General features: G+C 64.7%; 18 protein-coding genes. 7 read left to right on the top strand and 11 right to left on the bottom strand.

The window, feature by feature from the left end; all coding sequences use genetic code 11:
- Positions 1–69 precede the first annotated feature (69 nt).
- On the bottom strand, positions 70–1,002 hold the full coding sequence (locus tag IPM18_04075) for a DUF1559 domain-containing protein (GenBank protein ID MBK9118766.1): 933 nt from the start codon (positions 1,000–1,002) through the stop codon (positions 70–72).
- 166 nt (positions 1,003–1,168) lie between these two features.
- Entirely contained in the window at positions 1,169–1,462 is a 294-nt protein-coding gene (locus IPM18_04070; protein ID MBK9118765.1) for a hypothetical protein, read from the bottom strand.
- Positions 1,463–1,603: 141 nt separating this feature from the next.
- Between IPM18_04070 and IPM18_04065 the strand changes: the two genes are divergently transcribed.
- A complete protein-coding gene (locus IPM18_04065) occupies positions 1,604–2,488 on the top strand; it encodes an aminotransferase class IV family protein (GenBank protein MBK9118764.1) in 885 nt (294 codons plus the stop codon).
- Positions 2,489–2,513: 25 nt separating this feature from the next.
- Positions 2,514–3,674 (top strand): Nif3-like dinuclear metal center hexameric protein, encoded by a 1,161-nt coding sequence (locus tag IPM18_04060; GenBank protein ID MBK9118763.1) that lies wholly within the window; start codon positions 2,514–2,516, stop codon positions 3,672–3,674.
- Positions 3,675–3,777: 103 nt separating this feature from the next.
- Here the strand turns inward: IPM18_04060 and IPM18_04055 are convergent, their stop codons facing one another.
- The gene (locus IPM18_04055) at positions 3,778–6,123 is read right to left on the bottom strand and encodes a hypothetical protein (GenBank protein MBK9118762.1); all 2,346 of its coding nucleotides are present in this window, start codon (positions 6,121–6,123) and stop codon (positions 3,778–3,780) included.
- A 55-nt stretch (positions 6,124–6,178) separates the two neighbouring features.
- Complete coding sequence (locus tag IPM18_04050) at positions 6,179–7,102, bottom strand: type II secretion system protein (GenBank protein ID MBK9118761.1); 924 nt, start codon at positions 7,100–7,102, stop codon at positions 6,179–6,181.
- A gap of 338 nt (positions 7,103–7,440) precedes the next feature.
- Here IPM18_04050 and IPM18_04045 point away from each other — a divergent pair, with 338 nt between their 5' ends.
- The 3 genes from IPM18_04045 (at position 7,441) to IPM18_04035 (ending at position 11,687) form a co-directional block, all read left to right on the top strand.
- On the top strand, positions 7,441–8,541 hold the full coding sequence (locus tag IPM18_04045) for a hypothetical protein (protein ID MBK9118760.1): 1,101 nt from the start codon (positions 7,441–7,443) through the stop codon (positions 8,539–8,541).
- A gap of 212 nt (positions 8,542–8,753) precedes the next feature.
- On the top strand, positions 8,754–9,761 hold the full coding sequence (locus IPM18_04040) for a trypsin-like peptidase domain-containing protein (protein MBK9118759.1): 1,008 nt from the start codon (positions 8,754–8,756) through the stop codon (positions 9,759–9,761).
- Positions 9,762–9,812: 51 nt separating this feature from the next.
- Positions 9,813–11,687 carry a hypothetical protein gene (locus tag IPM18_04035; protein MBK9118758.1) on the top strand — a complete coding sequence of 625 codons (1,875 nt, stop codon included), beginning with the start codon at positions 9,813–9,815 and terminating at the stop codon, positions 11,685–11,687.
- Between the two features lie 84 nt (positions 11,688–11,771).
- Here the strand turns inward: IPM18_04035 and IPM18_04030 are convergent, their stop codons facing one another.
- The 4 genes from IPM18_04030 to IPM18_04015 all read right to left on the bottom strand — a co-directional run bounded on the left by IPM18_04030 (position 11,772) and on the right by IPM18_04015 (position 15,622).
- Positions 11,772–12,785, bottom strand: coding sequence for a ketose-bisphosphate aldolase (locus IPM18_04030; protein MBK9118757.1), 1,014 nt, complete (start codon positions 12,783–12,785; stop codon positions 11,772–11,774).
- Between the two features lie 275 nt (positions 12,786–13,060).
- Complete coding sequence (locus IPM18_04025) at positions 13,061–14,470, bottom strand: PDZ domain-containing protein (GenBank protein ID MBK9118756.1); 1,410 nt, start codon at positions 14,468–14,470, stop codon at positions 13,061–13,063.
- A 44-nt stretch (positions 14,471–14,514) separates the two neighbouring features.
- Positions 14,515–15,051, bottom strand: coding sequence for a hypothetical protein (locus IPM18_04020; GenBank protein ID MBK9118755.1), 537 nt, complete (start codon positions 15,049–15,051; stop codon positions 14,515–14,517).
- A 4-nt stretch (positions 15,052–15,055) separates the two neighbouring features.
- Positions 15,056–15,622: an RNA polymerase sigma factor gene (locus IPM18_04015; GenBank protein MBK9118754.1), complete on the bottom strand. Its 567-nt coding sequence runs from the start codon at positions 15,620–15,622 to the stop codon at positions 15,056–15,058.
- 291 nt (positions 15,623–15,913) lie between these two features.
- Here IPM18_04015 and IPM18_04010 point away from each other — a divergent pair, with 291 nt between their 5' ends.
- A complete protein-coding gene (locus tag IPM18_04010; GenBank protein ID MBK9118753.1) occupies positions 15,914–17,014 on the top strand; it encodes a hypothetical protein in 1,101 nt (366 codons plus the stop codon).
- Between the two features lie 5 nt (positions 17,015–17,019).
- Here the strand turns inward: IPM18_04010 and IPM18_04005 are convergent, their stop codons facing one another.
- Both IPM18_04005 and metG read right to left on the bottom strand, forming a co-directional pair.
- Positions 17,020–17,640 carry a hypothetical protein gene (locus IPM18_04005; protein ID MBK9118752.1) on the bottom strand — a complete coding sequence of 207 codons (621 nt, stop codon included), beginning with the start codon at positions 17,638–17,640 and terminating at the stop codon, positions 17,020–17,022.
- Complete coding sequence (gene metG, locus IPM18_04000) at positions 17,637–19,334, bottom strand: methionine--tRNA ligase (protein MBK9118751.1); 1,698 nt, start codon at positions 19,332–19,334, stop codon at positions 17,637–17,639. The genes IPM18_04005 and metG overlap by 4 nt, the downstream gene beginning before the upstream one ends.
- A 509-nt stretch (positions 19,335–19,843) precedes the next feature.
- On the opposite strand from metG, the gene IPM18_03995 reads away from it, so the two are divergent.
- Positions 19,844–20,809 (top strand): glycosyltransferase family 2 protein, encoded by a 966-nt coding sequence (locus IPM18_03995; protein ID MBK9118750.1) that lies wholly within the window; start codon positions 19,844–19,846, stop codon positions 20,807–20,809.
- Here the strand turns inward: IPM18_03995 and IPM18_03990 are convergent.
- Positions 20,786–21,421: a class I SAM-dependent methyltransferase gene (locus IPM18_03990; protein MBK9118749.1), complete on the bottom strand. Its 636-nt coding sequence runs from the start codon at positions 21,419–21,421 to the stop codon at positions 20,786–20,788. The genes IPM18_03995 and IPM18_03990 overlap by 24 nt on opposite strands.
- Positions 21,422–21,471 lie beyond the last annotated feature (50 nt).

Below are 21,471 nucleotides of genomic sequence, written 5' to 3'. Positions count from 1 at the left end.
CGCCCCACCCCTCCCAGCAAGTGAAGGGTGCCCTGGATCGTTTGAACTCTTGGCCGCCGAAGGAGCGCGTTAGTTTCCGGGTAAAGGGCGGAGGTCGCGGAAACGGTAATCGGGGTCGAGGGGGTTGTTCCACCATGCGAGCGGGTCGCTGAAGGCGTTGCCTGAGGCAGTCTTCCACCCGGTGCCACGTGTGCCGACGGCCGTGTTGGTGCGAAGGTAGGCCGCGTGGGCATCCAGGAAAAGGAAGGTGTGGCGGTTCCATTGGCGATGCCAGCCGCGGCGCGGGATGCGCAGCCACTGGGCCGAGTCGAAGGGATCTTCGAACAGGATGATCATACGGGCGCTGTCGGTGCGAAGCTGCTGGCGGACGAAGGCGTTGGAGAGCTGAAGCCAGCGGGAGGGCATGCGTGGACGTGCCCAGTTCCACGCGAAGTGGTAGTTCATGGTGTAGCTGCTGCCGACAGACCAGTAGAGTGAACGGAAGTTGGGGTCTTCGCTGGTGGTGTTGTGCCAGAATCCGCCGGTGTCGGAGGGGCACTGGAAAACCGGCATTTCGCGCGCGGCCTCGAACTCCGCGGTGTTCGGCGGTACGTCATAATCCGGCAGATCAGGATACAGGTACGGGTTGAAGGGTCGGCCGCGCGGCGTGTCGCGGTAGAAGGGCATGGTGTAGCCCCACCATTGGGAGGGATCGTCCGGCAAACGTCGCCCGGGGTGTCCGCCGTAGTAGAAGCCGTGCAGATTGGCGTGAGCGTTGCTTTTCTCGAAGGGGAACCAGTCGCCCACATCGCGAAAGTACATCGTCATCGCGGTGCCGATCTGCCGCAGGTTGGAGAGGCACTTGACCTGGCGCACCTGTTCGCGCGCCTGGGAGAGATTCGGGAGCAGGATGGCCATCAATAAGGCGATGATGGCGATAACGACGAGCAGTTCGATGAGAGTGAAGCCATATCGCGACGGGGTCGCGCTAGCGCGGTGGAACTTGCGGCATGGTCTGAGCATGGTCGTTAGATCCTGCGGTGACATGCACAGTCAAGGGCAGCGTACGCAAAGAGGCCCAGTCTCCTCGGCCCCGGCGTGACCTTTTCATTATACCCTGCCACCAGGCGACATTTCGGCAGACGGCGTTTTCAACCTGGGGGGCAATTGCACCCGGCTGCACCTTGTCCTAGGGCGATGGGACCGGTTGCGGTTCGATCCGGCGGGCAGTGTATCGTTCGCATTGCGGACATTGCAGGCGAAATTCCCGTCCGGACTCGATGCGAAATGCGCGCCGCTCCATGAGACGGTCGAAGTCGCGGTGGCTGAGGCGGTACGCATACTGACACTCGGCACAAGCGAAGTCGAGGAATTCGTCGGCCGGGGCATCGGTGGGTCTTTGATTGCGCCAGAGGGTCCATCCGAGGAGCAGGATGAGTAAGGCGAGAAGGATGTAGGGCGCCAGTCGTCGCAAGCGGTACATCGGGTCACTCCGTACGGCCAGCATAGGGGGGGTGCGGTCTGGCTGGCAATTCCGACCGTGTTGGGGGACACTGCGGCAGCGTCCGCCGGGGCACCGGCCAACTGGCGGAGAGGATCCGGGCAACTGATGGTAACCACAGCCATGCGAGGTACTCCGATCGTGCAGAACTGGGTCTGGTTGAATGGAACGGTCATGCCCGCCGAGGAGGCGCGCATCGGTATCTTTGATGCGGGGTTCATGCAGGGGATCGGCCTGTTCGAGACGATGAGATCATACGATGGCTTCGTATTTCGGCAGCAGCGCCATGTGGATCGGCTCCGGGCGTCGACCATGGCGTTCGGATGGACGGTGCAACCGGAGGCGGAGGAGTTGTGCGAGGCGGTCCAGCAAGTAGCAAGAGCCGCCGGCGGCGATGCGCGCCTGCGGTTGACCGTGACACCGGGCTCGCTCCATGCGGGCGGAGAGGAGGCGCCGCCGCTGACTATCGTGGCGACGGCGAGCCCGGGGCAGCGCTATCCGGATGAGCATTATCAGCGTGGGGTGGGCGTGATCGTCTCGCCGTGTCGGCAGAACCCGAGCGATCCCACGTGCGGACATAAGACGACGAGCTACTTCGCGCGCCTGGCAGCCCTGCGGCAGGCGCACACGCAGGGAGCGCTCGAGGCGTTGTGGTTCACGCCGGACGGCCACCTGGCGGAGGGATCGATCAGTAACGTGTTCATTGTGCGAAACGGTGGGCTGCAGACGGCGCCACTGGATACCCCGGTGCTGCCGGGCATCGCGCGGGCGGCGGTACTCGAGCTGGCCGAGGCGGAGCGGCTGCCGACGCGGGAGGAGGCGCTGACGCTCGACGATGTCCTGGCGGCGGAGGAGGTTTTCCTTACGAACACAATGATGGAAGTGTTGCCGGTGGTACGGGTGGGGCGGCGCGCCATCGGGAATGAGAAGCCGGGCGACCTCACGCGGCGGCTGGCGATCGCCTATGGGCACCTGATTGATCGGGAGCGGGAAGCGGAGACGGCCTGAGGAAGCCGCCTGGGATGGAGTGGCCATGCCGACGAAGCGGGTGCGCTGCAAGGTAAATACCGGTGGGGATGTGGCAAGGGTCCGGGTCGCGGATTTGCTCGCGGCGGTGGAGGTGCTTTGCCCGCTGCGCTTTGCGGCGGATTGGGACAATGTGGGCTTGCTCGCCGGGCGGCCGGGCTGGCCAGTGACACGAGTACTGATCGCGCTCGATCTCACGGATGCGGTCGCGCGCGAGGCGTTAACACAGCGGGCCGACGCGCTGGTGCTATATCACCCGCCCATCTTCAAGGGGATTCGAAGCATCACGCCCAGCGCGGAAGGTCCGACCACGCTGCTGCCTGAATTGTGCGCGGCGCGCGTGGCATTGGTGGCGCTGCACACAGCCCTGGATGCGGCACCGCAGGGGACGAATGATGCGCTGTTGGATCCGCTGGAGCCGGTGCGAAGATACCCGTTGGAGCCGGTTGTGGAGGCGGGTACGGAGCTGAAACTGGCGGTCTTCGTGCCGGGGGAACAGGCGGCTCGAGTGCGGACTGCGCTGGCCGCGGCAGGCGCGGGGGTGATCGGGAACTACACCGAATGCAGCTTCGAGTTGGCCGGGCGTGGGACGTTTCGTGGTGATGAGACGACGCGGCCGGCAGTGGGGCAGAAGCTGACGCTGGAGACGGTGGACGAGCTGCGGATCGAGATGGTGGTGCCGCGGAAGCTGCTGCCCGGCGTGGTGCGGGCGCTGTACGCGACCCATCCCTACGAGGAGCCGGCGTTTGATCTCTATACCGTCGAGCAGGTGGCGGGGCGGGCGACAGTAGGAATGGGGCGCGTGGGTGAACTGGTGCGCCCGCAGCGCGGCTTAGACCTCCTGCGGCGGCTGAAAGAGCACGTGGACCTCCGCGGGGCAACCGTCGTGGGGGATCTGCGCCGTAGGTTTAGGCGGGTAGTGGCGGCCGCGGGTGCGTTCGGCGTGCGTTTGTTCCGTGATCCGGAGACGCTGGTGCTGACCGGGGAGTTCAAGCACCACGATGCGCTGGAGCTGCTTCGGCGGGGAGTCACCGCGGTGCATCTGGGACATGCGGCCAGCGAACGGCCGGTGCTGCCGCGGGTGCGGGATCATCTACGGCGAGCGCTGCACGGGGCTTCCGTGGGCCTGGCGCGACAAGATCGCTCGCCCTATCGAGCACTTTGGTAGGGGACTGGCGCCGTGAGCATGGCAGGGGGTGCACAGCGCCACGAAGTTGGGCAGAGAGCGCACGGTGGGGCGGGCGCATGGCCCGCCCCAGTTTTGTGCGTTTCTACGGGATGGTGAGGCAGGGGGCCGGGTTGGCTTTGATCAGAGCAATGAAGCCCGAGATGTCGGCGAAGTTCACCAGGCCGTCAGCATTCGTATCGGCGTTCAGGTAGGCACATACGCCCTGGGTCGGATCGTAGGTCCAACTGGCAGGGCTGCCCACCTTGATCGCCGCGATGAAGAGCGAGATGTCACCGAAGTTGACCACCTGATCGCAATTCATGTCGCCGGGGCACAGATTCTGAAGCGCGCCGCCCACCTCGACCGTAACGGCCGCGCCGTAGGTGACGCTTTCGGGGTTCCCGAAGTCGGCTGTGCGCCCGAGCTTGAGGCCATGGGGCGTACCGGTGGCGAAGTTGGGCGCGACGGATGGCGCCACCGTAATTGCGGCGGTGCCTTCGGCGAGCGCGGTGAGGGTGACGGCGTATAGGCGATCCGGTTGCGCGAGCCCCGCAGTGAATTCGGTCGTATAGCCGTTCACCCGGATGACGCCGGCATCCCCGTTTTCGCCGAGTAGGATCTGAATGCCGGTGCGAGTGGTTTCAAATGGCAGGGACGGCGTGACCGCTGTGACGCGCAGGATGCCGGCCGGCTCGATGTGGAGGTCATGCACGAACTGCATGATGCCGTTCTGCTCGTCGCCGATGGTGTTGGGCGCGAGGACCTGGCCGCGGACGATGACGAAGGCCTCTGCCCCGACCGGTACGGTCGCCGTCGTTGTTTCGATGGCATAGGACACGGCCGCGGTGAGGCCGGCACTGGGGTTGAGGACAACGCCGACCGCGGACGGCGCGGTGCTGTCGTAACGAACCCCGCGGATGCGGCCGGTGGTGTCCCCCTGGAAGTTGAGGGCCCACTGGAGGTCACTGCACTCGATGCCGTTGTCGCCGGTGAGATTGACGTCCCAGGGGCGGGTCTGCGTGGCGGGGTCGCCGCCCTTACCTTCGGGGGCGTCGGCGAAGCTGTTGCTGAATACCCAGTCGTCGTCGCCGAAGACGGCGGCGATCTTGGCAATATCCTCCGCGTCGCAAACGCCGTCGCGGTTGCTGTCGCCGGGGATAAAAGGGATGGCGAGGGGATTCAGCCGACCGGGCAGCACCTGGTAGGTTTGCGGAGCGCTGAAGTCGTAGTCCGGGGCGTTACCGTTGTTGAGCCAGCGGGGTACGTGGGTGTCAAAGGGTTGCACAGCATCGGGATTCGTGTTGGGGGCGTTGCTGTACCAGATGCGCGGTGGGTTACCGGCGCCGCCGATAGCATTGTTGACGATGGTCTCACCGCGAATCCACTGTTCGGTGGCGGTGTCCTGCCAGTTATTGCCGTTGGGCAACTCGCCGACGGCGCCGGGGACCGGTACCCAGCCGGGGCCCTTGGTGCGGTAGTCCACGCGGGTGAGCAGGTCGGGGTTAAAGCCCTGGGGGTCGTCGAGGGTGTGGACCTTGCGTTCGGGCAAGGCGCTGGAGGAACTCCCGAGGTCGACACTGCGCATGTCGAAATCATGTTCCCAGCCGCGATCTTGCTCGTAACTGACTTCATCGACAATCTCGAGATCGTCAGAAAGATCGAACAAGGTGAGCGCCCCACGAAAGTCCTTGGTGAAGCCGCCGAGTCCGTCCGGCGCACCTTTGTCGATCGCGCCGTTGCCGTATTCGATCACGGCACGGCAGGTTCCGCCGGGACAATCGCCGGCGACGTTGCAGGGCAGGCCGTTGAAGGGGCCGCCGACGCAGATGGTGCCGAGGAAGCTGACCTCCGTATCGGGATCCACGTCCTTGCCCCAGACGAGCGGCGGTTTGGGGTCGATCGCCGGATCAAGGGCGATGGCCTGTGTGAGGCCCGGCCGGTTGCGGATGAGCAGGATCGTGTTGGAGCCGTCATTCTGGAGCTTGCCAGGGGTGTCCAAACCGCCGTTCCAGAGACCGCCGGGTTGGGACCAGCGCTGATAGTTCGTGTCGGAAAGGATGGTGGAGAAGAAGCTCGGTGAGCTGATGCCGAGGACGAGCAGGCCGTTGGCACCGAGTTGGAGTCCGTCGAGACTGAAGAACTCGTCGATTTCGGGCCTGCAGGTATCACGGACGATATCCGGGTACAGCAGGGTGTAGAAAGCCCCCTCGCCACAGGTGGGCGGGTAGTTGCCGTTGGCGGGGTGGATCTTGAACTGCCCGCCATTCACGAAGGCAATGGCGAAGCCGTCCAATTTCATGAAGGGCGTGCCCTGCAGTTCGATGAACTCGATCGTGTCGTCGAGACTACCGGGCGGGTTGATGAAGATCTGATTGAGAAACACGGTGGCGTGCGCAGTGACAGCCAGCAGGCCGGCCGCTAGAAGCGCAGTGCAGCTGAAACGTGGCATGATGTTCTTCCTCCTTCCAGAGATCAGAGCAAGCGAGTGGCGGCGCGCCCCCGAACTAGCGCAGTTCCCATGTACTTTCCGAGCGGCGGCCGATACTGAGCACGCCGTCGAACACGATCGACTCGTTGAGGTCCTTCTGGCGCGGTGGGAACACACTGTCATCAATCGCGAACTCCCCGTCGCGATCGCGATCCTCGAAGATGCGGACATGGCCGTCGGCAAAAAGGACATTGGCCCGGATGCGGTTGTGGTCCTTGGTGCCGAAGTGGCTACCGAAGCCGTGAGCAGGGCCGAAGTCGGCGTAGTTCTGGATGCCATAGGGGCCGCCGAACGGGCCGTCGATCATCGTCTTCACGGAACGCTGGCCCAGGACGACGTTGTCGAGGTCGGTGCGGCCATCCCCCAGCAGGGGGATACGGGCGTCCCCGGCACGGACCCACCGGCCGAATTGGAGCGGGCCGCGGGTGGCCCGGACACGCCGGAGGTTGTAGTCGTTGGAAGCAGGATTCCATTCGGTGCGGCCCATGTACCACGACTGGCAATAATTCGTGTTGTAGCCGCGCTGGACCAGGTCGCGGGCCTCCTCCTCGCCATACGAATTGGCACCGGCGGCCATCACGCCGAGCTTCTGGTTGTATAGTGCGGGATTGGACGGGCAGAGCTGCTGGCCGGGAAAGGCGTACTCCCCATTGACCAGGTCGGCGACCCAGCCGACGCGGTCAACCGGCCCGTCGCGACCGTTCGAGATCTCGGGATCGAACGAGCCACTGCACGAGAAATCGCGGTTGCTATTGCCGTAAGCATGGAAGCCCAGGCCGAAGCTGCGCAGATTCGCGGCACACTTGACCTGCTTGGCCTGCTCACGCGCGTTGCGCAACGCGGGCAGCAGCATGGAAATCAGGAGCGCGATGATCGCGACGACCACGAGCAGTTCGATGAGAGTGAAGCCGCCATGTCGGCGGGACGTTGGCACGATCACACGTCGCCTCCGTAGTCTATGGCCGTTAATGACGGATCCGGGGAAACCAGCTTGCGCGCTCGACGTTGCCGTTTGCGCACCAAGAGCAGGCGCATCTCAGGGTAAGGATGGCATGCGCCACGGCAGGGCCTTGCACAACACCCACGAACAGAATCTATCTTGAATGTGTGAGCGCTTAGTTAACCCTTTGCGGAGATGTCGTTAATTCATAGTGAGTAAGCATCCCCGGCAAGTCTGCGCGGCCATGGCCGCAAGCGTCAGGAGGAGGTACCCTGCTCCCCGTTGTGCTCACGCGGCCGGAGGATGCCGCGCTCTGTTACCTCAGGAGTCCAGTCGCCATGCCGAACCGGCAATACCACCGTCAACTGCCGCCCCTGCTGGTTGCAGTGGTGATCGCCCCGTTACTCTTGACGGGCTGCACACAAACCCACCCGCCCGCGCCGGAACGCGGCGATCAGCGTGTGGGGACGGTAGCAGAAGTATGGGCGTCGGAGCCCATTGCGTATGACGCTACCGATTCCCTGGCGGCGGCGCGCCTGGTCGATGGAACTGTGCGCATCTTTGCTACTGCGAAGCGTGGTGACCGTGTGGATGCCTACGATGCGGCGACTGGGCGGCATCTGGCGGCGTTCGGTAGCACGGGTACCGGGCCGGGCGCATTCCGTTATCCGAATGGCATCGTGACCGTTACATTTCCTGGCCCGTCGGGGGCGTCCGCGGAATCCTCGTTCGTGCTCGTGGTCGAGCGGGACAATGCGCGCGTACAGGCGTTTCGGCCGGACTCCCTGGCCCCCGCCGGAATCTTCGGGCTTGGCGAACTGCGGCGGCCGTATGGGGCGGCGGTGTCGATCCGGGACGGCGGGGTGTACCTGTACGTGACGGATACCGAGGTGCCGGCGGCGGAGAGCGTGAAGGTCTATGTCCTTGGGCACGTCGGGGGTTGGGTGACGGGCGAGTTGGTGGCGTGGTTCGGAGACGAGCAGGGGCCGGGACGCTTGGACGAGATCGAGTCCATCGTCGTGGACGACAAGTACAACCGCGTTTATGTGTGTGACGAGCCGCCGAAGAATGTGAAAGTCTACGACCGGGCGGGGCGATTCCTGGGGGAGATCCTGGGCGCAGGCCTGGTGCAGGGCGATCCGGAGGGGGTCGTGCTGCTCGACGGTCCAGAGGGTGGGTACCTGCTGTTGACTGACCAGCGGAAGGACTTGACCGTCTGGCACGCCTTCACACGGGTTGGCGGTCGCCATGTGACATCGTTCACGGGTGCGCCGACGGTCGCGAACACAGACGGTATCGCCGTCTGGGCGGAGAGTTTCGGGCCATTCGAGGGTGGGGCGCTGTTTGCGGTGCACGATGATCGGGATGTGCGTGCGTACCAGCTCAACGAGGTGCGGCAGCGGATTGTCGAGGCGGTGGCAGCGGGTGACAGTGAGTGACCAGGCGCATGGTGGGCGCTACGGGGTGCTAACCCGTTCCACATGCGCCGCTTGCGTGGAATCGAGGCCACAGTTTCGGACAGGACCCGACAGACCCTGAGCTTGTGCGGGGCAGTGGGGCATTCTAGGATGCGAATACGCGCGGGATTGAACAGCGTGCGGCGGGCACTGGGCCGAAAGGGGCTTGCCGCGGGAGAAAGGAAATTCTGGATATGCGTGCACAGGTTGAGGCGGGAGCGGACTGGCGAAGATTGCGCCGGCTGCGATTCGCAGCGGTAGCACTGGTGGGACTGGCCGGGGTGCCGCTGGCAGAAGCGGCGATCGTAGTTTTGCGCGATGGCCAGACGATCCGGGCGGAGGTGCTGCGGGAGACGGCGGACCGGGTGGTGATTGACCTCGGTTTTGACGTGCTGTCGATTCCGCGGAGCAACGTGCGCGAGATCCGGGCTGACGAAGAGGGCGCGCAGGCCGCCCAGGTGCGGCAGACCGAGGATATCTACAGCACGGCCGACCTGCCGCCGCGCAGCGTGAAGGAGCTGACGGAGCGGTTTGGAGAGGGGGTGGTGCTGGTGTCGTCGCCGACGGGACTGGGGAGCGGGTTCTTCATCAGCATGGAGGGACACCTGATCACGAACTTCCACGTGGTGGAAGGGGAAAGTAAGCTGGCGGTGACGGTCTTTCGGCAGGTGGGGGCGGAATTCCGGCGGGAGAAGTTCGAGGAAGTGGAGATCGTCGCGACGAATTCGTTTCTCGATCTCGCGCTGTTGCGGGTGAAGTTCCCGGAGAATTACGAACCGGTCATCACCTACTTGGCGGAGGAGAGCGATCTGCGCGATGGCGACCTGGTATTCGCGATCGGCAATCCGCTGGGGCTGGAGCGGACGGTCTCGCAGGGGATTGTCAGCAAGCGCAACCGGGCGTTCGAAGGGTTGACCTACATCCAGATGACGGCGCAGATCAACCCGGGCAACTCGGGGGGACCGCTGTTCAACACGCGTGGCGAAGTGGTGGGCGTGACGAACATGGGAATCCCGTCGGCCGAAGGGCTGGGCTTCGCGATACCCGTGCGGTATGTGATCGACTTTCTACGGAATCGCGACGCGTTCGCCTTCAACAGCGAGAGTTCGGAGGCCGGCTATCGCTATCTGCAGCCGGCGTCGCGACAGAATCAGGAAGCCCCGACGTTTCTTCGTGCCCCGGCAACGGGCGCAGGAGACTAGGGGTCTGCAACAGACGTACTCAAGCCAACCTCAGGCAGGAAGGATGGTTCGATGAAAACGAAGCTTGGTCGGTGTACCCGGACCCTATCATTCATCGCGTTGCTGGCGGTGGCCGGCGCAGCGTGGGCCCAGGCGCCGCGCGGTGAAGCGCGCGATCCGGCGGAGTGGGTGCCGCGGGACGCTGTCTTTTACGTCGGGATCACGGACGTTCAGGAAGTACTCGCGGACTGGGAGAAGACCGCCGCCGCACAAATGATGAACGACAAGGCGGTTACCGCGCTGCCGAACATGCAGTTCGCCACTGGCCTGATCGACGACTTGAAGAAGCGGCTGGCGGGCATGCTGGACACCTCGGTGGACCAACTGAAGAACCCGTTCGCGGGCCCGCTGGCGGTGTACCTGCACGTACCACCGGGAGCGAAGCCGGAGGACATGTCGGGCGCGCTGGTTGCGGGTGTCGGCGATGCCGAATTGATGCGGAAGTACTACGACGGGGCCGTTACCCGGCTGAAGACGTATGCCAAGTCACACGAGACGCAGACGATCGAGGGGCAACCGGTCGATGTGATCGTGACGGATCCGGACAAGAAAGGGGCGGACACCGAGAGTCCCGATCTGGAGGAGGAGGATTTCGGGGGTTTCGGCGCAAGTCCGTTTGGCGGTGATCCGACGGCCATCGTGCGTGAAGCCATGAACGAGATCTTCTCGGCGGACAACTTGCCGGAGAAGTTGGCGCTGTGTCTGACGCCGGATCGGCTGATTATCGCCGACACGCCGGAGCGGGTGCGGGCGATCCTGCGGCAGGAGCGCGCGAGCGATTCGCTGGCGAATCATGATGATCACAAGGCGTTGCTGCGGCACCTGAAGCCGAACGGCAACATCCGCATGCTGATCAACATTCCGCAGATCGTCGAGCTGGTGAAGGCGGCGACCGACTCCAGCGAGCTGGAGGACCTGCGAACCGGGCTGAAGATGATGGGGACCGACGGGCTGGGCAGCATCGTGGCGCAGGCCCGCATCGGGAAGTCATCTTTCGACTACAAGATTGACCTGCTCATGCTGATGAAGGGCAACCGCACTGGTCTGGCCAGAATTCTGAGCATGGAGAATCGCCCCACTGCGCCGCCCGCGACCGTGGCGGCGGACACGATCTTCTACGGCTTGTGCAATCTCAACATCTCGAAGCTGCTCGATGAGATCGAAGCCATCATCCGGCAGGGCGACCCGGCGGATGCGGACGAGTTCGTCAAGGCGCAGGAAGTGGAATTGCCGAGCGGTGTGAAGTTCAACTGGCGGAAGGAGTTCGTCGACCACCTCGGCGGGCCGCTGACTTTCTCGATGAACTACGCGCGGCCGTTCACGCCGAACGGAATGCGGATGCTGTTGGCGCTGGGACACCGCGACCAGGGCGCGTTGCTCAGGGTGATCAGCAACCCGGATATCACGATGATGCCGCTGCAGGGTCGGGATGTGCGCGGCACGCAGGTCTTTGACGTACCGATTCCCTTCATGGGAACGATCTCACTGGCGGTCGGTTCGGATCGCCTGATGATCGGCAACGGGTCCGGGATCGAACGCGGGATCGACGCGGGCACGGGCGACCCGCTGGCCGAAACGAACCAGTGGAAGCGGCTGGCGCGCCTGGTGCCTGAGCAGTCGTGGTTCCAGTTCTACATCGACAACAACCGCTTCATGGATGCGGTCACGGACTATGTGAAGAACTCCGACCAGTTGATGAGCGGCGGCATGCCGGACATCGGCGGTATGATGATGATGATGATCGGCCAGCAGATGGCCGAGCAGATGGGTGGAGACATGGAGAAGGCGGCCGTGCTGCAGAAGTACAGTGCGCCGGGGATGATGACGATCTCGACGGAGGAAGCCGGCGTCCTGCTGACGTTCGTGCAACTCAGTCCGCGCGAGTAGCGGCGGGTTCGGCCAGAGCATGCTGGAACATGTCCGCGGGTGTGCACTGCAGAGTGCGCACCCGCGGCTCTATTCTCAGCGGTCTTAGCGGTCGTAGTGGGTGGGGACGGGGCTGCCGAGCTTCTTCCAGTGGGCGACGACGGCCTCGGCCTTGCCGGCGCAGTTCAGCACGTGGAGTTTGCGCTGCACCATGGCCTGGATCGCATCGCGGGCCGGTCCCAGGTACTTGCGCGGATCGAATTCGTCCGGCTTGGTGGCGAAGACCTCGCGGATCTTGGCGGTCAGGGCGAGACGCAGATCCGTGTCGATGTTGACCTTGCAGACGCCGTACTTGGTAACGGCCATGCGGATCTGCTCTTCGGGGACGCCCATCGCGTTGGGCATGCGCCCGCCGTAGTTGTTGATCAGCGTGATGAACTCGGCTGGCACGCTGGAGGAGCCGTGCATGACGAGCGGCAGACCAGGGCACGTCTTCATGATCTGCTCCACGCGGTCGAAGGCGAGCTTGGCCTCGTGGCGGAACTTGTAAGCCCCATGGCTCGTCCCGATGGCGACGGCAAGACTGTCGACGCCGGTCTGCTTCCAGAAGTCGGCGGCCTGCTGGGGGTCGGTGAGAAACTCCTGGATGCGAGCTTCGTACTCGGCCGCATCCAGCCCGACCACGTCTTCCTCGATGCCGCCGAGCATGCCGAGTTCGGCCTCGACGACGACGCCGGCAGCGTGCGCGACCTCGACGACGGCCTGGGTGAGGCGCACGTTCTCCTCGAAGGGCTCGTGCGAGCCGTCGATCATCACGGAAGTGTAACCGTCGGCGATGCAGGTCTGGATGAGACCGAGAGTGTCGCCGTGGTCGCAGTGGACGGCGATGGGCAACTCAGGGTGGGACTCAACGGCGGCTTCAATAATCTTGCGGAGGTAGCGGATATCGGCGTACTGGCGCGCCCCCTTGGAGAGCTGGAGAATCAGCGGGGCGGACTCGGCGGCACAGGCGTTGATGATGGCCTGGGTGATCTCCATGTTGTTGACGTTGAAGGCGCCGACGGCGAAGCCGCCGTCGTAGGCAAGGTCGAACATGGGCCGCGTGGTCATCAGTGGCATCAAGATACTCCTGGCGAATTCCTGGGCCGGGAGCGGCCGGCCCGCGGGGGCCGGACTGGCGGGCGCCCGCCGGTTGCGGTGAATATCCTACAATGAAACGGTTTTATCCGGAAGAGGGAGGGGGTGTGGCGCCAACCGCCCGGGAATTCGGGGACGTTGGAAGCTTCCAGGGTTCAGTCGACCAGAAACACACGGTCGCAGCGCATCTTATGGACGCGCTGCGACCGCTTGCGACGGGATGTATCGCGCGGCGTTGCCACGACGACTTGCCGGGATTACTCCTCCGCGAGTGGTTCCATCAGACGGGAGTACAGTTCGGGTTGGGCCGCCTGGAACGCGGCCTTACTCTCAAACTGGTAGATCACGGCCTCACCGTCGCGCTCGGTGCGCACTTCGATGGAGCCGTCGTCGCGCAGGGTAAGCTGGTGCCTACTCCTATTGATCCCACCGTCGCGGTTCCGGGTGTAAGTGTGAACGTGCTGACGCAATTCTCGCGCTAGCTGGGCGGCCTGGTCACGTGCCTGGAGGGCGCTCTCGCGCGCGGCCGATTCGAGCTCCAGCGCTTCACGCAACCGCTTCTCCACGTCGAGTTGAAAGTGGTCGCGCAACCGCAGAAGGTCGCGGCCGAACGGGCGGAACTGACGCATGTCGGGCAGTCCCTTCTGCAGGTGCGTGTCGTATAGTTCGTATGCCCCTGGATCGGCCTCCTTGAACGCCTCCGGTGAATCGTAAAGAGCAGTAGTCTCATTCCCATCGGCATCCACACGGGTAACATGGATGCGCCCGTCGGCGTCATTTTCAATACGCGTCGTCGTGCCGTCGCGATTCACAAACAGGTGCAAGCGCACATCGACGGTACCATCGGGCAATGCCAGGGTGTGCAGGCCATCGCGCAGGGAACGGAAAATCCACGGGCCCTTGGGCGAGAAGGCGGAGCCGTCCGGTAGATCAAGGTCAAGCTTCAGGTCGAAATTCAACGCATCGAGATCCTGGAGTACGTCCGGCAACTGCTGCATCTGACCGAGGTCCTGCATGAGCCACTTGCCATCGGGCCCCAGTTGCAGTACCCGTCCGCGCAGGCGCACGTCGCGGTTGATCAGCACGTCTTCGGGCTCGTCAAACTTGAGTTCCTGTGATGCCTCGGCCGGCCGGGCCACGGCGGGGAGTGTCACGGTGGACTCGCGTCCCTGCCGGATGATTCGCAGTGTGAGGGTGTCGCCGGCTGCATAGGACGCGAGGGTGTGCAGCAGTTCCCCCGGGGCGTTTACGGAGGCGTCGCCGACCTGGGTTATGACATCGTACTGCTGGAGTCCGGCGGTGTCCGCGGGACTGCCGACCACGACATTCCCCACCATCACGCCCCGCGCTCCGAGATGGGCGGCGAGCGGTGCGGGAACCGGAGTGATGCGCACGCCGAGCCAAACGGCCGGAAGCGTCTCTCCGGGTTCGGTGGTCGACAGGAACAGGACTTGGCGCCGCTTGGCGGGATTGCCGCTGTCTTCGTCGTCGGTTTCGACTTTGGCTTGCCAGGTGATGACGGCCGGGTTCGCATCGTCGACCGTGAAGGTTGCGCCGGTTGCACGCACCAGGACCGCGCCGCCGGCGACATCCGGCGGGGCATCCGGCGGGTTCGTCGAAGTGAACAGGGTGCTCGCCAGCGCGATCCACAACAGGTTCAGCAACATCGCCACACTCCTTATGCAGTTCTCAGACTGTTCATCGTGCGGGGTCAGAAGTCCGCGTGCACCCGCAGCTTGTGCAGGCCCACGTGCTCCACTTCAATGAGAAAGTACTGATCCGGCGCCTCGCCGGGTATGACCACCCAGTCGCTGCGCAGTCCGCGCACTCGCACCTCGGGGCGCTCGTAGGACGGGTCCGTCGGAGCGATCCAGTCCCGCACCGGATCATTGCCATTGACAAACCAGGAAGCCGTCGCGGCCGCGGTTCCGGGGCGGACACCTGGCGTGGTGGCCAGAGGTTCCGTTGCCGGTGGGAGCAAGAGGACAAACGCGAGGCAGGCGGCGGCGGCCATCCCGATCTGACGCCAAGGGCGCCAGCGATCGTTGTGCAGGCGGAGCGCCGGCCGCAGTGCCGTCCGCAGTGCCGTACCGACCGCCAGGTCGAGCGCGTGCATCTCGTCAAAGAGCGCCCGGGCCGTGGCGTCGGTCCGTATAAGGCGACGGACCAGTGCGCGCTCCTCGGATGTACATTCGTCGTCGAGGAAGCGCGAAAACAGGTGCTCCAATCGATCCTGTTCGGGAGTCATCGCATCACACCTTTCCGGCCAGGGCCTCGCGCAGCAAGCGCCGCGCGCGGGTGAGCCGGGTTTCCACGGTATCGACGGAGAGATCGAGGGCCTCCGCGATTTCCGCATAACTCCAATCTTCCAGGTGCCGCAGGACAAACGGTTCGCGGTAGTGGGCCGGCAGGGCCTGTACGGCGCGAAGTAGCGTTTCCTGCAACTCGCTTTTTGCCAGGACAGCCGCCGGGGTGGTATCCCGCGCGGGCAGTGCGTTGCCGTCTTCGAGTGCGACGCTGCGCCGCATGTGACGACGCTGTACGAGCCCGTCATCAATTGCCGCGTGGCGAGCGATGGCATAGAGCCACGGACGCAACCGGCTTGGATTGTCGAGCGTGTGGAGTCGCTCCCACGCGCGTGTCCAGACCTGCTGCGCGATGTCATCGACGCGGTCGCTGCGCCCGGTAACGGCGTAGATGGCACTGCGGACGCACGACTCATGCTCCCGCACCAGGCGTTCGGCAGCCGCACGGTCGCCTTCGCGTGCGCTGGCGACCATTTGGCGGAAGATTTCGCCGTCGAGCGGCACGCTGGTCATCTCGCGTCGCACCTCGTTCCTATTCACTTCTACAGACGGCGTCCGGCCGGAGTCCCGGTCACGATTCTCACCCCCGCGATAGGATTCCGTCGCGGGGCACGAGAATTCTGTCGGGAGCGTTTTCGGAAAGGTATTGGGATCGGGGCGTGCGTGACCGTCAACGAGAGGCGTCCAAATGATTGGCGCCTGGGTCTGCGGAGGCGTGCTTGAGAGTGATCCATGCTGGGTGCGCCGCTTGGCCGGTCCGGGGGAGCGCCGTAGGATGCGTCGCACCTGCACGGAGATCTACCCATGCCGTTACCGCGAGTGCTTGGTGAGTTGCTGGCCCTGCCGACCGCAGCGTTTGTCGAGGACGCCGTATTGGCGTATTTGAAGCAGGCGCTCAAGGGCCTGCCGGGGGTGCGGGTGCGGCAGGATGAGGCCGGGAATTTGCACGCGCATTATCGGTCGCGGCCTGGGCGGCGGCGTCCGCTGGCTTTTGTGGCGCATACGGATCACCCGGGTTTCGTAGCGCTTGAAATGATCGGTCACGGGCGGGTGCGGGCGGTGTTTCGGGGTGGTGTGCGGCCGGAATATTTCCCTGGAGCGCGGGTGCGTTTCTGGGATGGCCAAGAGTGGCGGCGTGGCCGCATCGAGAAGTTGAAGTTGAAGCAGGCAAACCGGCGGGGCTGGCCGGCGGTGGTGGAAGAGGCGGAGATTCGGGTGTCCGGGGAGGTCCCGCCGAACGCGCCGGGGATGTGGGACCTGCCGGAGCCGGTGCTGCGAGGTGACCGGGTGGTAGCGCGGGGCTGTGATGATGTCGCGGGTGTCGCGGCACTGGTGCTGCTGCTGAAGCAGCTCAGTCGGCGCCGCGCGGCGGGGGAGGTGCATGTGCTCTTCACGCGGGCCGAAGAAGTGGGGTTTATCGGCGCCATCGCGGCGGCTAAGGCAGGGACAATTCCGCGCGCTGTGCCGGTGATCTCGGTGGAGACGAGCAGCGCACTGGCCGGGGCGGAACTGGGGGGCGGGCCGATCCTGCGGGTGGGTGACCGTTCGAGCATCTTCACGCCGCGGTTGACGGCCTTCTGCGAGCGCGTCGCGGCGGGGCTGGCAAAGCAGAAGAAGGACTTCCGCGTACAGCGCAAGCTGATGGATGGTGGCACGTGCGAGGCGTACCCCTTCATCGCGTTGGGGTATGAGGCGACGGGCATCTGCGTCGCCTTGGGCAATTACCACAACATGGATGTGTCGCGCAAGAAGATCGGGAGTGAGTACATCAGTTTGCGCGACTGGCAGCGCATGGTGGTGCTGTTTGAAGCGCTGGTGTGTGATCCGGACGGTCCGGATGCCGAGGACGGCCGAGCGCGCGAACGCCTCGAGCAACTCTATGCGTCGCAGCGGCACCTGTTGTAACACTGCTACGCGCCCGAGGGGTTGGGCTGAGTGGCAGGTGCTGTCTGTGTTGCCGGGGTTGTCGTGGCGGCATCTCGGGACAGGAATTGAAGAGCGGTGACGCGCCAGGCGCCTTGTGCATCGCGCTGCAGCCAGATGCCGATGAGAGCGTCGTCGTTGGGGCCGTGGGCAGGGATGGCGATTTCCGCTTTCGAACTATCATTGGCGCGGGGCACGGTGCGGGCCTCGTCATAGCGTACATCGGCCGCGTAGTAAGCGATGGCTGCCGCCCAGTTGTCCACCAGGCGCGCGAGAAATAGAGGCATTTCCACGGCACCCACGCCGGCACGGGCGCGGTAGCGGGCGTACGTTTCTTCACGGGCCATGAGGGTGGCGATCAGGCGGTCGCGTGTAGCGTGGGCGGCGGCGCGGTTTCCCTGGGTGCTCGCCGCGAGCTGGGCGGTCAGGCCGCGCAGCGTACTCTGTGCAGCGGCGACCGGGGTGGTTGTGTCCACATCGAACGCCAGCGGGGCAGCGGTTTCCGGCGGCCGGCGGCACCCGGTGATGATGACCGCAAAGCCGAGTATCAGCAGCGCCGGAACACAGACTGTCCGTCGTACAGTGGGGCGGACGCCGAGTCGGATCATGTGGATGCTCCGGAAGATTGGGTCGAGCCCAGTTTGGCGAAGAGGATGCGCGGTTCGCCCAGCGGTGCGCCGGTCTGCGGTGGTGGCGGTGCGACCCAGCGGATCGGCTCCGCGGGCTGATTGAGCATCGCCAGCAGACGCGCGGCAGCGCCGGGCATGAACGGATGCGCCATCACCGCGAGGTAATGCATGGCGTGGATGCAAGTGGCGAGCGTGGCGGCACACTCGGCCGGGGCGGTCGTGCGGCTTACCCAGGGAGCCCGTTCGGCGACGTACTGGTTGCAGCGGCGGGCGTAGGCCATGACCTCCTCGAGTGCGGCGCGGAAACGGAACTCCGCGAGGCAGGTGCCGCAACGTTGCAGGGCTTCGTCGCCGGCTGCGATGAGTGCCCGCTCGGGCGCAGCGGCGGCCGTGGCATCCGGCACGCGCTTGTCAAAGTTCTTTGCGACGAAGGTGAGCATGCGGTTCACGAAGTTCCCGAAGGCGCCGACCAGTTCCGCATCGTTGTGCTGGACGAATTCCTGCGGATCGAACGTTGTGCGGGCGGATTCCGGCGCGATCGAGGTGAGGTAGTAGCGCAGGGCATCGGGATCGAGACCCTGCTTGAGATATTCCTCGACCCAGACGGGTGCCGTAGCTTCCGTGGAGCTCTTACTGATCTTCTGTACCCCGCCTCCCGCTCGCAGGTTCATGAAGTTATTTGCGACCACGGCAGCCGGGAGCTGGGCCCGCCCGTCCGCCATCAGCATGGCCGGCCAGGTGAGGGCGTGGAAGACCGTATTGTCCTCACCGATGAAGTGGACGATGGCCGTGTCCGGGTCGTGCCACCACTGCGTGTAGTCCGCGACTTGGCCGCCGTGCTGGACGCACCAGGCCGCCGTGAATGACATGTACCCGATCGGGGCGTCGAACCAGACGTACAACACCTTGCCGGCCGCGTCGGGATCGTCGAGCGGAACGGGTACACCCCACGTCAGATCACGTGTCATGGAGCGTTCCGGCAGACCCTGCTCGATCTGGCCGAGGGCGAAGTTCAACACGCTCGACCGCCACTGCCCCTGCTTGCTGTTGAGCCACTCTCTGAGCCGGTCCTCGAACTGGTTCAGGCGCAGATACCAGTGGGTGGTCTCGCGGACTTCGGCCGGCTGGCCGGTAATCACGCTGCGGGGGTTCTTGAGCAGCAGGGGTTCGATCATCTTCGTGCAGTTGTCGCACTGGTCGCCGGTGGCGTTCTCAAATCCGCAGTGATGGCAGGTGCCGCGGACGAAGCGGTCGGGCAGAAAGCGTCCGGCCTGTGGATCGTAGAGCTGCTTGGCATGGAGTTTGCGGAAAAAGCCCTGCGCGTGGATCCGGGTGAAGAACTCCTGGCTGAGGCGCTCGTGGAGGGTGACGAACTCGGGATGGTGGGTACCGCCATAGACGTCAAAGGCGATGCCGAGTCCGGCGAAGTCAAGGCGTTGTCGATCGTGGTAGTGCTGCGCGATGGCGGCCGGTGTGGTTTGCTCTTGCAAAGCCGAAATTTCGATGGCGACGCCGTTGTCATCGCTGCCGCAAATGAATCTTACTTCGTGTCCGACCGCCCGTAGGTAACGAACGTAGGTGTCGGCCGGCAGGTAGGCGCCGGCGATATGTCCGACGTGCAGACGGTTGTTGGAATAGGGGAGGGCGGCTGTGACTAGGAAGCGGCGTGGCATTGGGGCGACTCCGGGAACGCTGCTCGGGCGAAAAGTGGATTATGTGGGGCGAGCAACCCCCGGGCAACGCGCGCGAAATCCGACGTCGGTTCCTGACCCCGATGAGCGCATACATGCGACGGGCCGATTCCACTCGAAGTACAACTCGGAATCGACCCGTCGCATGGAGCGGGCCGCGCAATGCAGCCCGCGTGCTGATGCCTGCGTCGTGAGCTAGCCCGTGAGGCCGGCGAGCAGGTTCTGGCCGCTGATCAGCGCCCAGGCGATGACCGCGATGCCGCCCCAGATTAGCCACGACCACCAGCTACCACCAAATCCGAACATGTCCACACTCCAGTAAATGGAACCACTCGCTCCGGCCCCGCCGCGCCGACGGGTGCATGCCGTCACGATTTCCGAGGAAAGATTCTGCGCGCTCGGGCTACGCTCGTCAACGGACCCGGGCACCCTTTTTAGGCCGGACCGCAGGCGATTACTTCTGCGGCTGGCAGAGGTTATCATCGGAACGCATGACCGCTGCCGAGCTCCAGTTGTCGATCGTGATCCCGGTGTTCAACGAGCGGGAGAACCTGGGCCTGCTGCGCACACGGCTTGCAGGGGTGTTGACGCCACGTGCCGAAACGTGGGAAATCGTACTGGTAGACGATGGCAGCAGCGATGGAACTGCGGACGAAATCGCCCGCTGGTCAACGGAGGATCCCCGGATCAAACTTGTGGCGTTGTCGCGGAACTTCGGACATCAGGCGGCCCTCGTGGCCGGCTTGTCCCACGCTCGGGGGCGGGCAGTTGTCAGTATGGATGGGGACCTGCAGCATCCTCCGGAACTACTCCCGGAATTGCTGGAACGCTGGTATGCCGGCTACGAGGTTGTGCAGACCATTCGGAGCGAACCGGCCGACGATCGGCCTTTGAAACGGGCTGGTTCACTGTGGTTCTACCGGGTGCTCTCCGCACTCACGCAACTGCACGTCACGCCGGGGGCGGCTGACTTTCGCCTCTTGAGCCGTCCGGCATTGGACGCATTTCTCGCGTGTGCCGAGCGCCGCCGCTGCAACCGCGCGCTGGTGCAATGGATCGGTTTTCGCTACACCGAAGTACCTTATACGGCCGCGGCGCGGCACGCGGGGCGCTCGAAGTATTCGTTTCGAGCGATGTTCCGGCTGGCCGGTGACGCCATCTTCTCGTTCTCGACTTGGCCGTTGCGGGCGGCGGGATTCGCGGGTGGTTTGGTTTCGCTGGCAGCGGGAGCGTACCTGGTGTTTGTACTTGTGGCGCGACTGTTCTTCCCCCAGCACGTCGTGCCGGGCTGGAGTTCGATCCTGGCGGCCGTGCTTGTGCTGGGCGGGGTGAATCTGTTGGTGTTGTGGATCCTTGGGGAGTACGTCGGCCGGATGTACGAGGAGGTGAAACAGCGGCCCCTGTACATCGTACGCCCTCCGGCGGCCGCACCGTCAGTCGATGTGAAACAGGAGTAGCTTGGCGTAGTCCGGGTCGCCGGGGAAATCGGGTGGCAGGGGCGGAGCGGTGTGAACACGGGCGCGGCGTCCGAGCGCCGTGGCGCTGGTGCGGACGAGGCGCTCGAGCGCCATCCGCGACGTGCCACGGTGATTCACCGAGAGCTGCAGGAGACCACCGGGGCGCAAAACCGGCAGGGTGAGAGCGACGAGTCGGCCCAGGCCGCTGGGGATCGCCAGTACCTCGCCGCGTTTCCCGGCGCGCGCAAAGGTGGGCGGATCGAGGATGATGTGGTCGAACAGGTCTCCGCGGCGCGTGGCGCGTGGGAGATAGGTCAGCAGATCGTCGCAGAGGTAACGCTGGAGGGTCGCGGAGGGGCGATTTGCGGCCATGTTGGCGCGTCCCCACTGCAGACTCTTTCGGGAGACGTCCACGTGGACGATCTCCGCAGCGCCGCCAGCCGCCGCCGCGACACCATGCCCACAGGTATAGGCGAAGCCGTTCAGGATGCGGCGGCCGGTGGCGTGTGCGCGGAGCGCGGCACGGCCGCTACGATGATCGAGGAACAGGCCGGTCAGGTAGCCATCGTACGGTCGTACGAGATAGGTGAGACCGGCTTCCTGTACGGGCAGCTCGGCGGGGGCCGGTTGTCCGAGCCAGGGCTCGGCGAGGCGGTGCTGCG

This window comes from Phycisphaerales bacterium (genome assembly GCA_016716475.1).
Lineage (GTDB): Bacteria > Planctomycetota > Phycisphaerae > UBA1845 > Fen-1342 > JADJWG01.
This window is presented reverse-complemented; position numbering and strand designations above follow the sequence as displayed.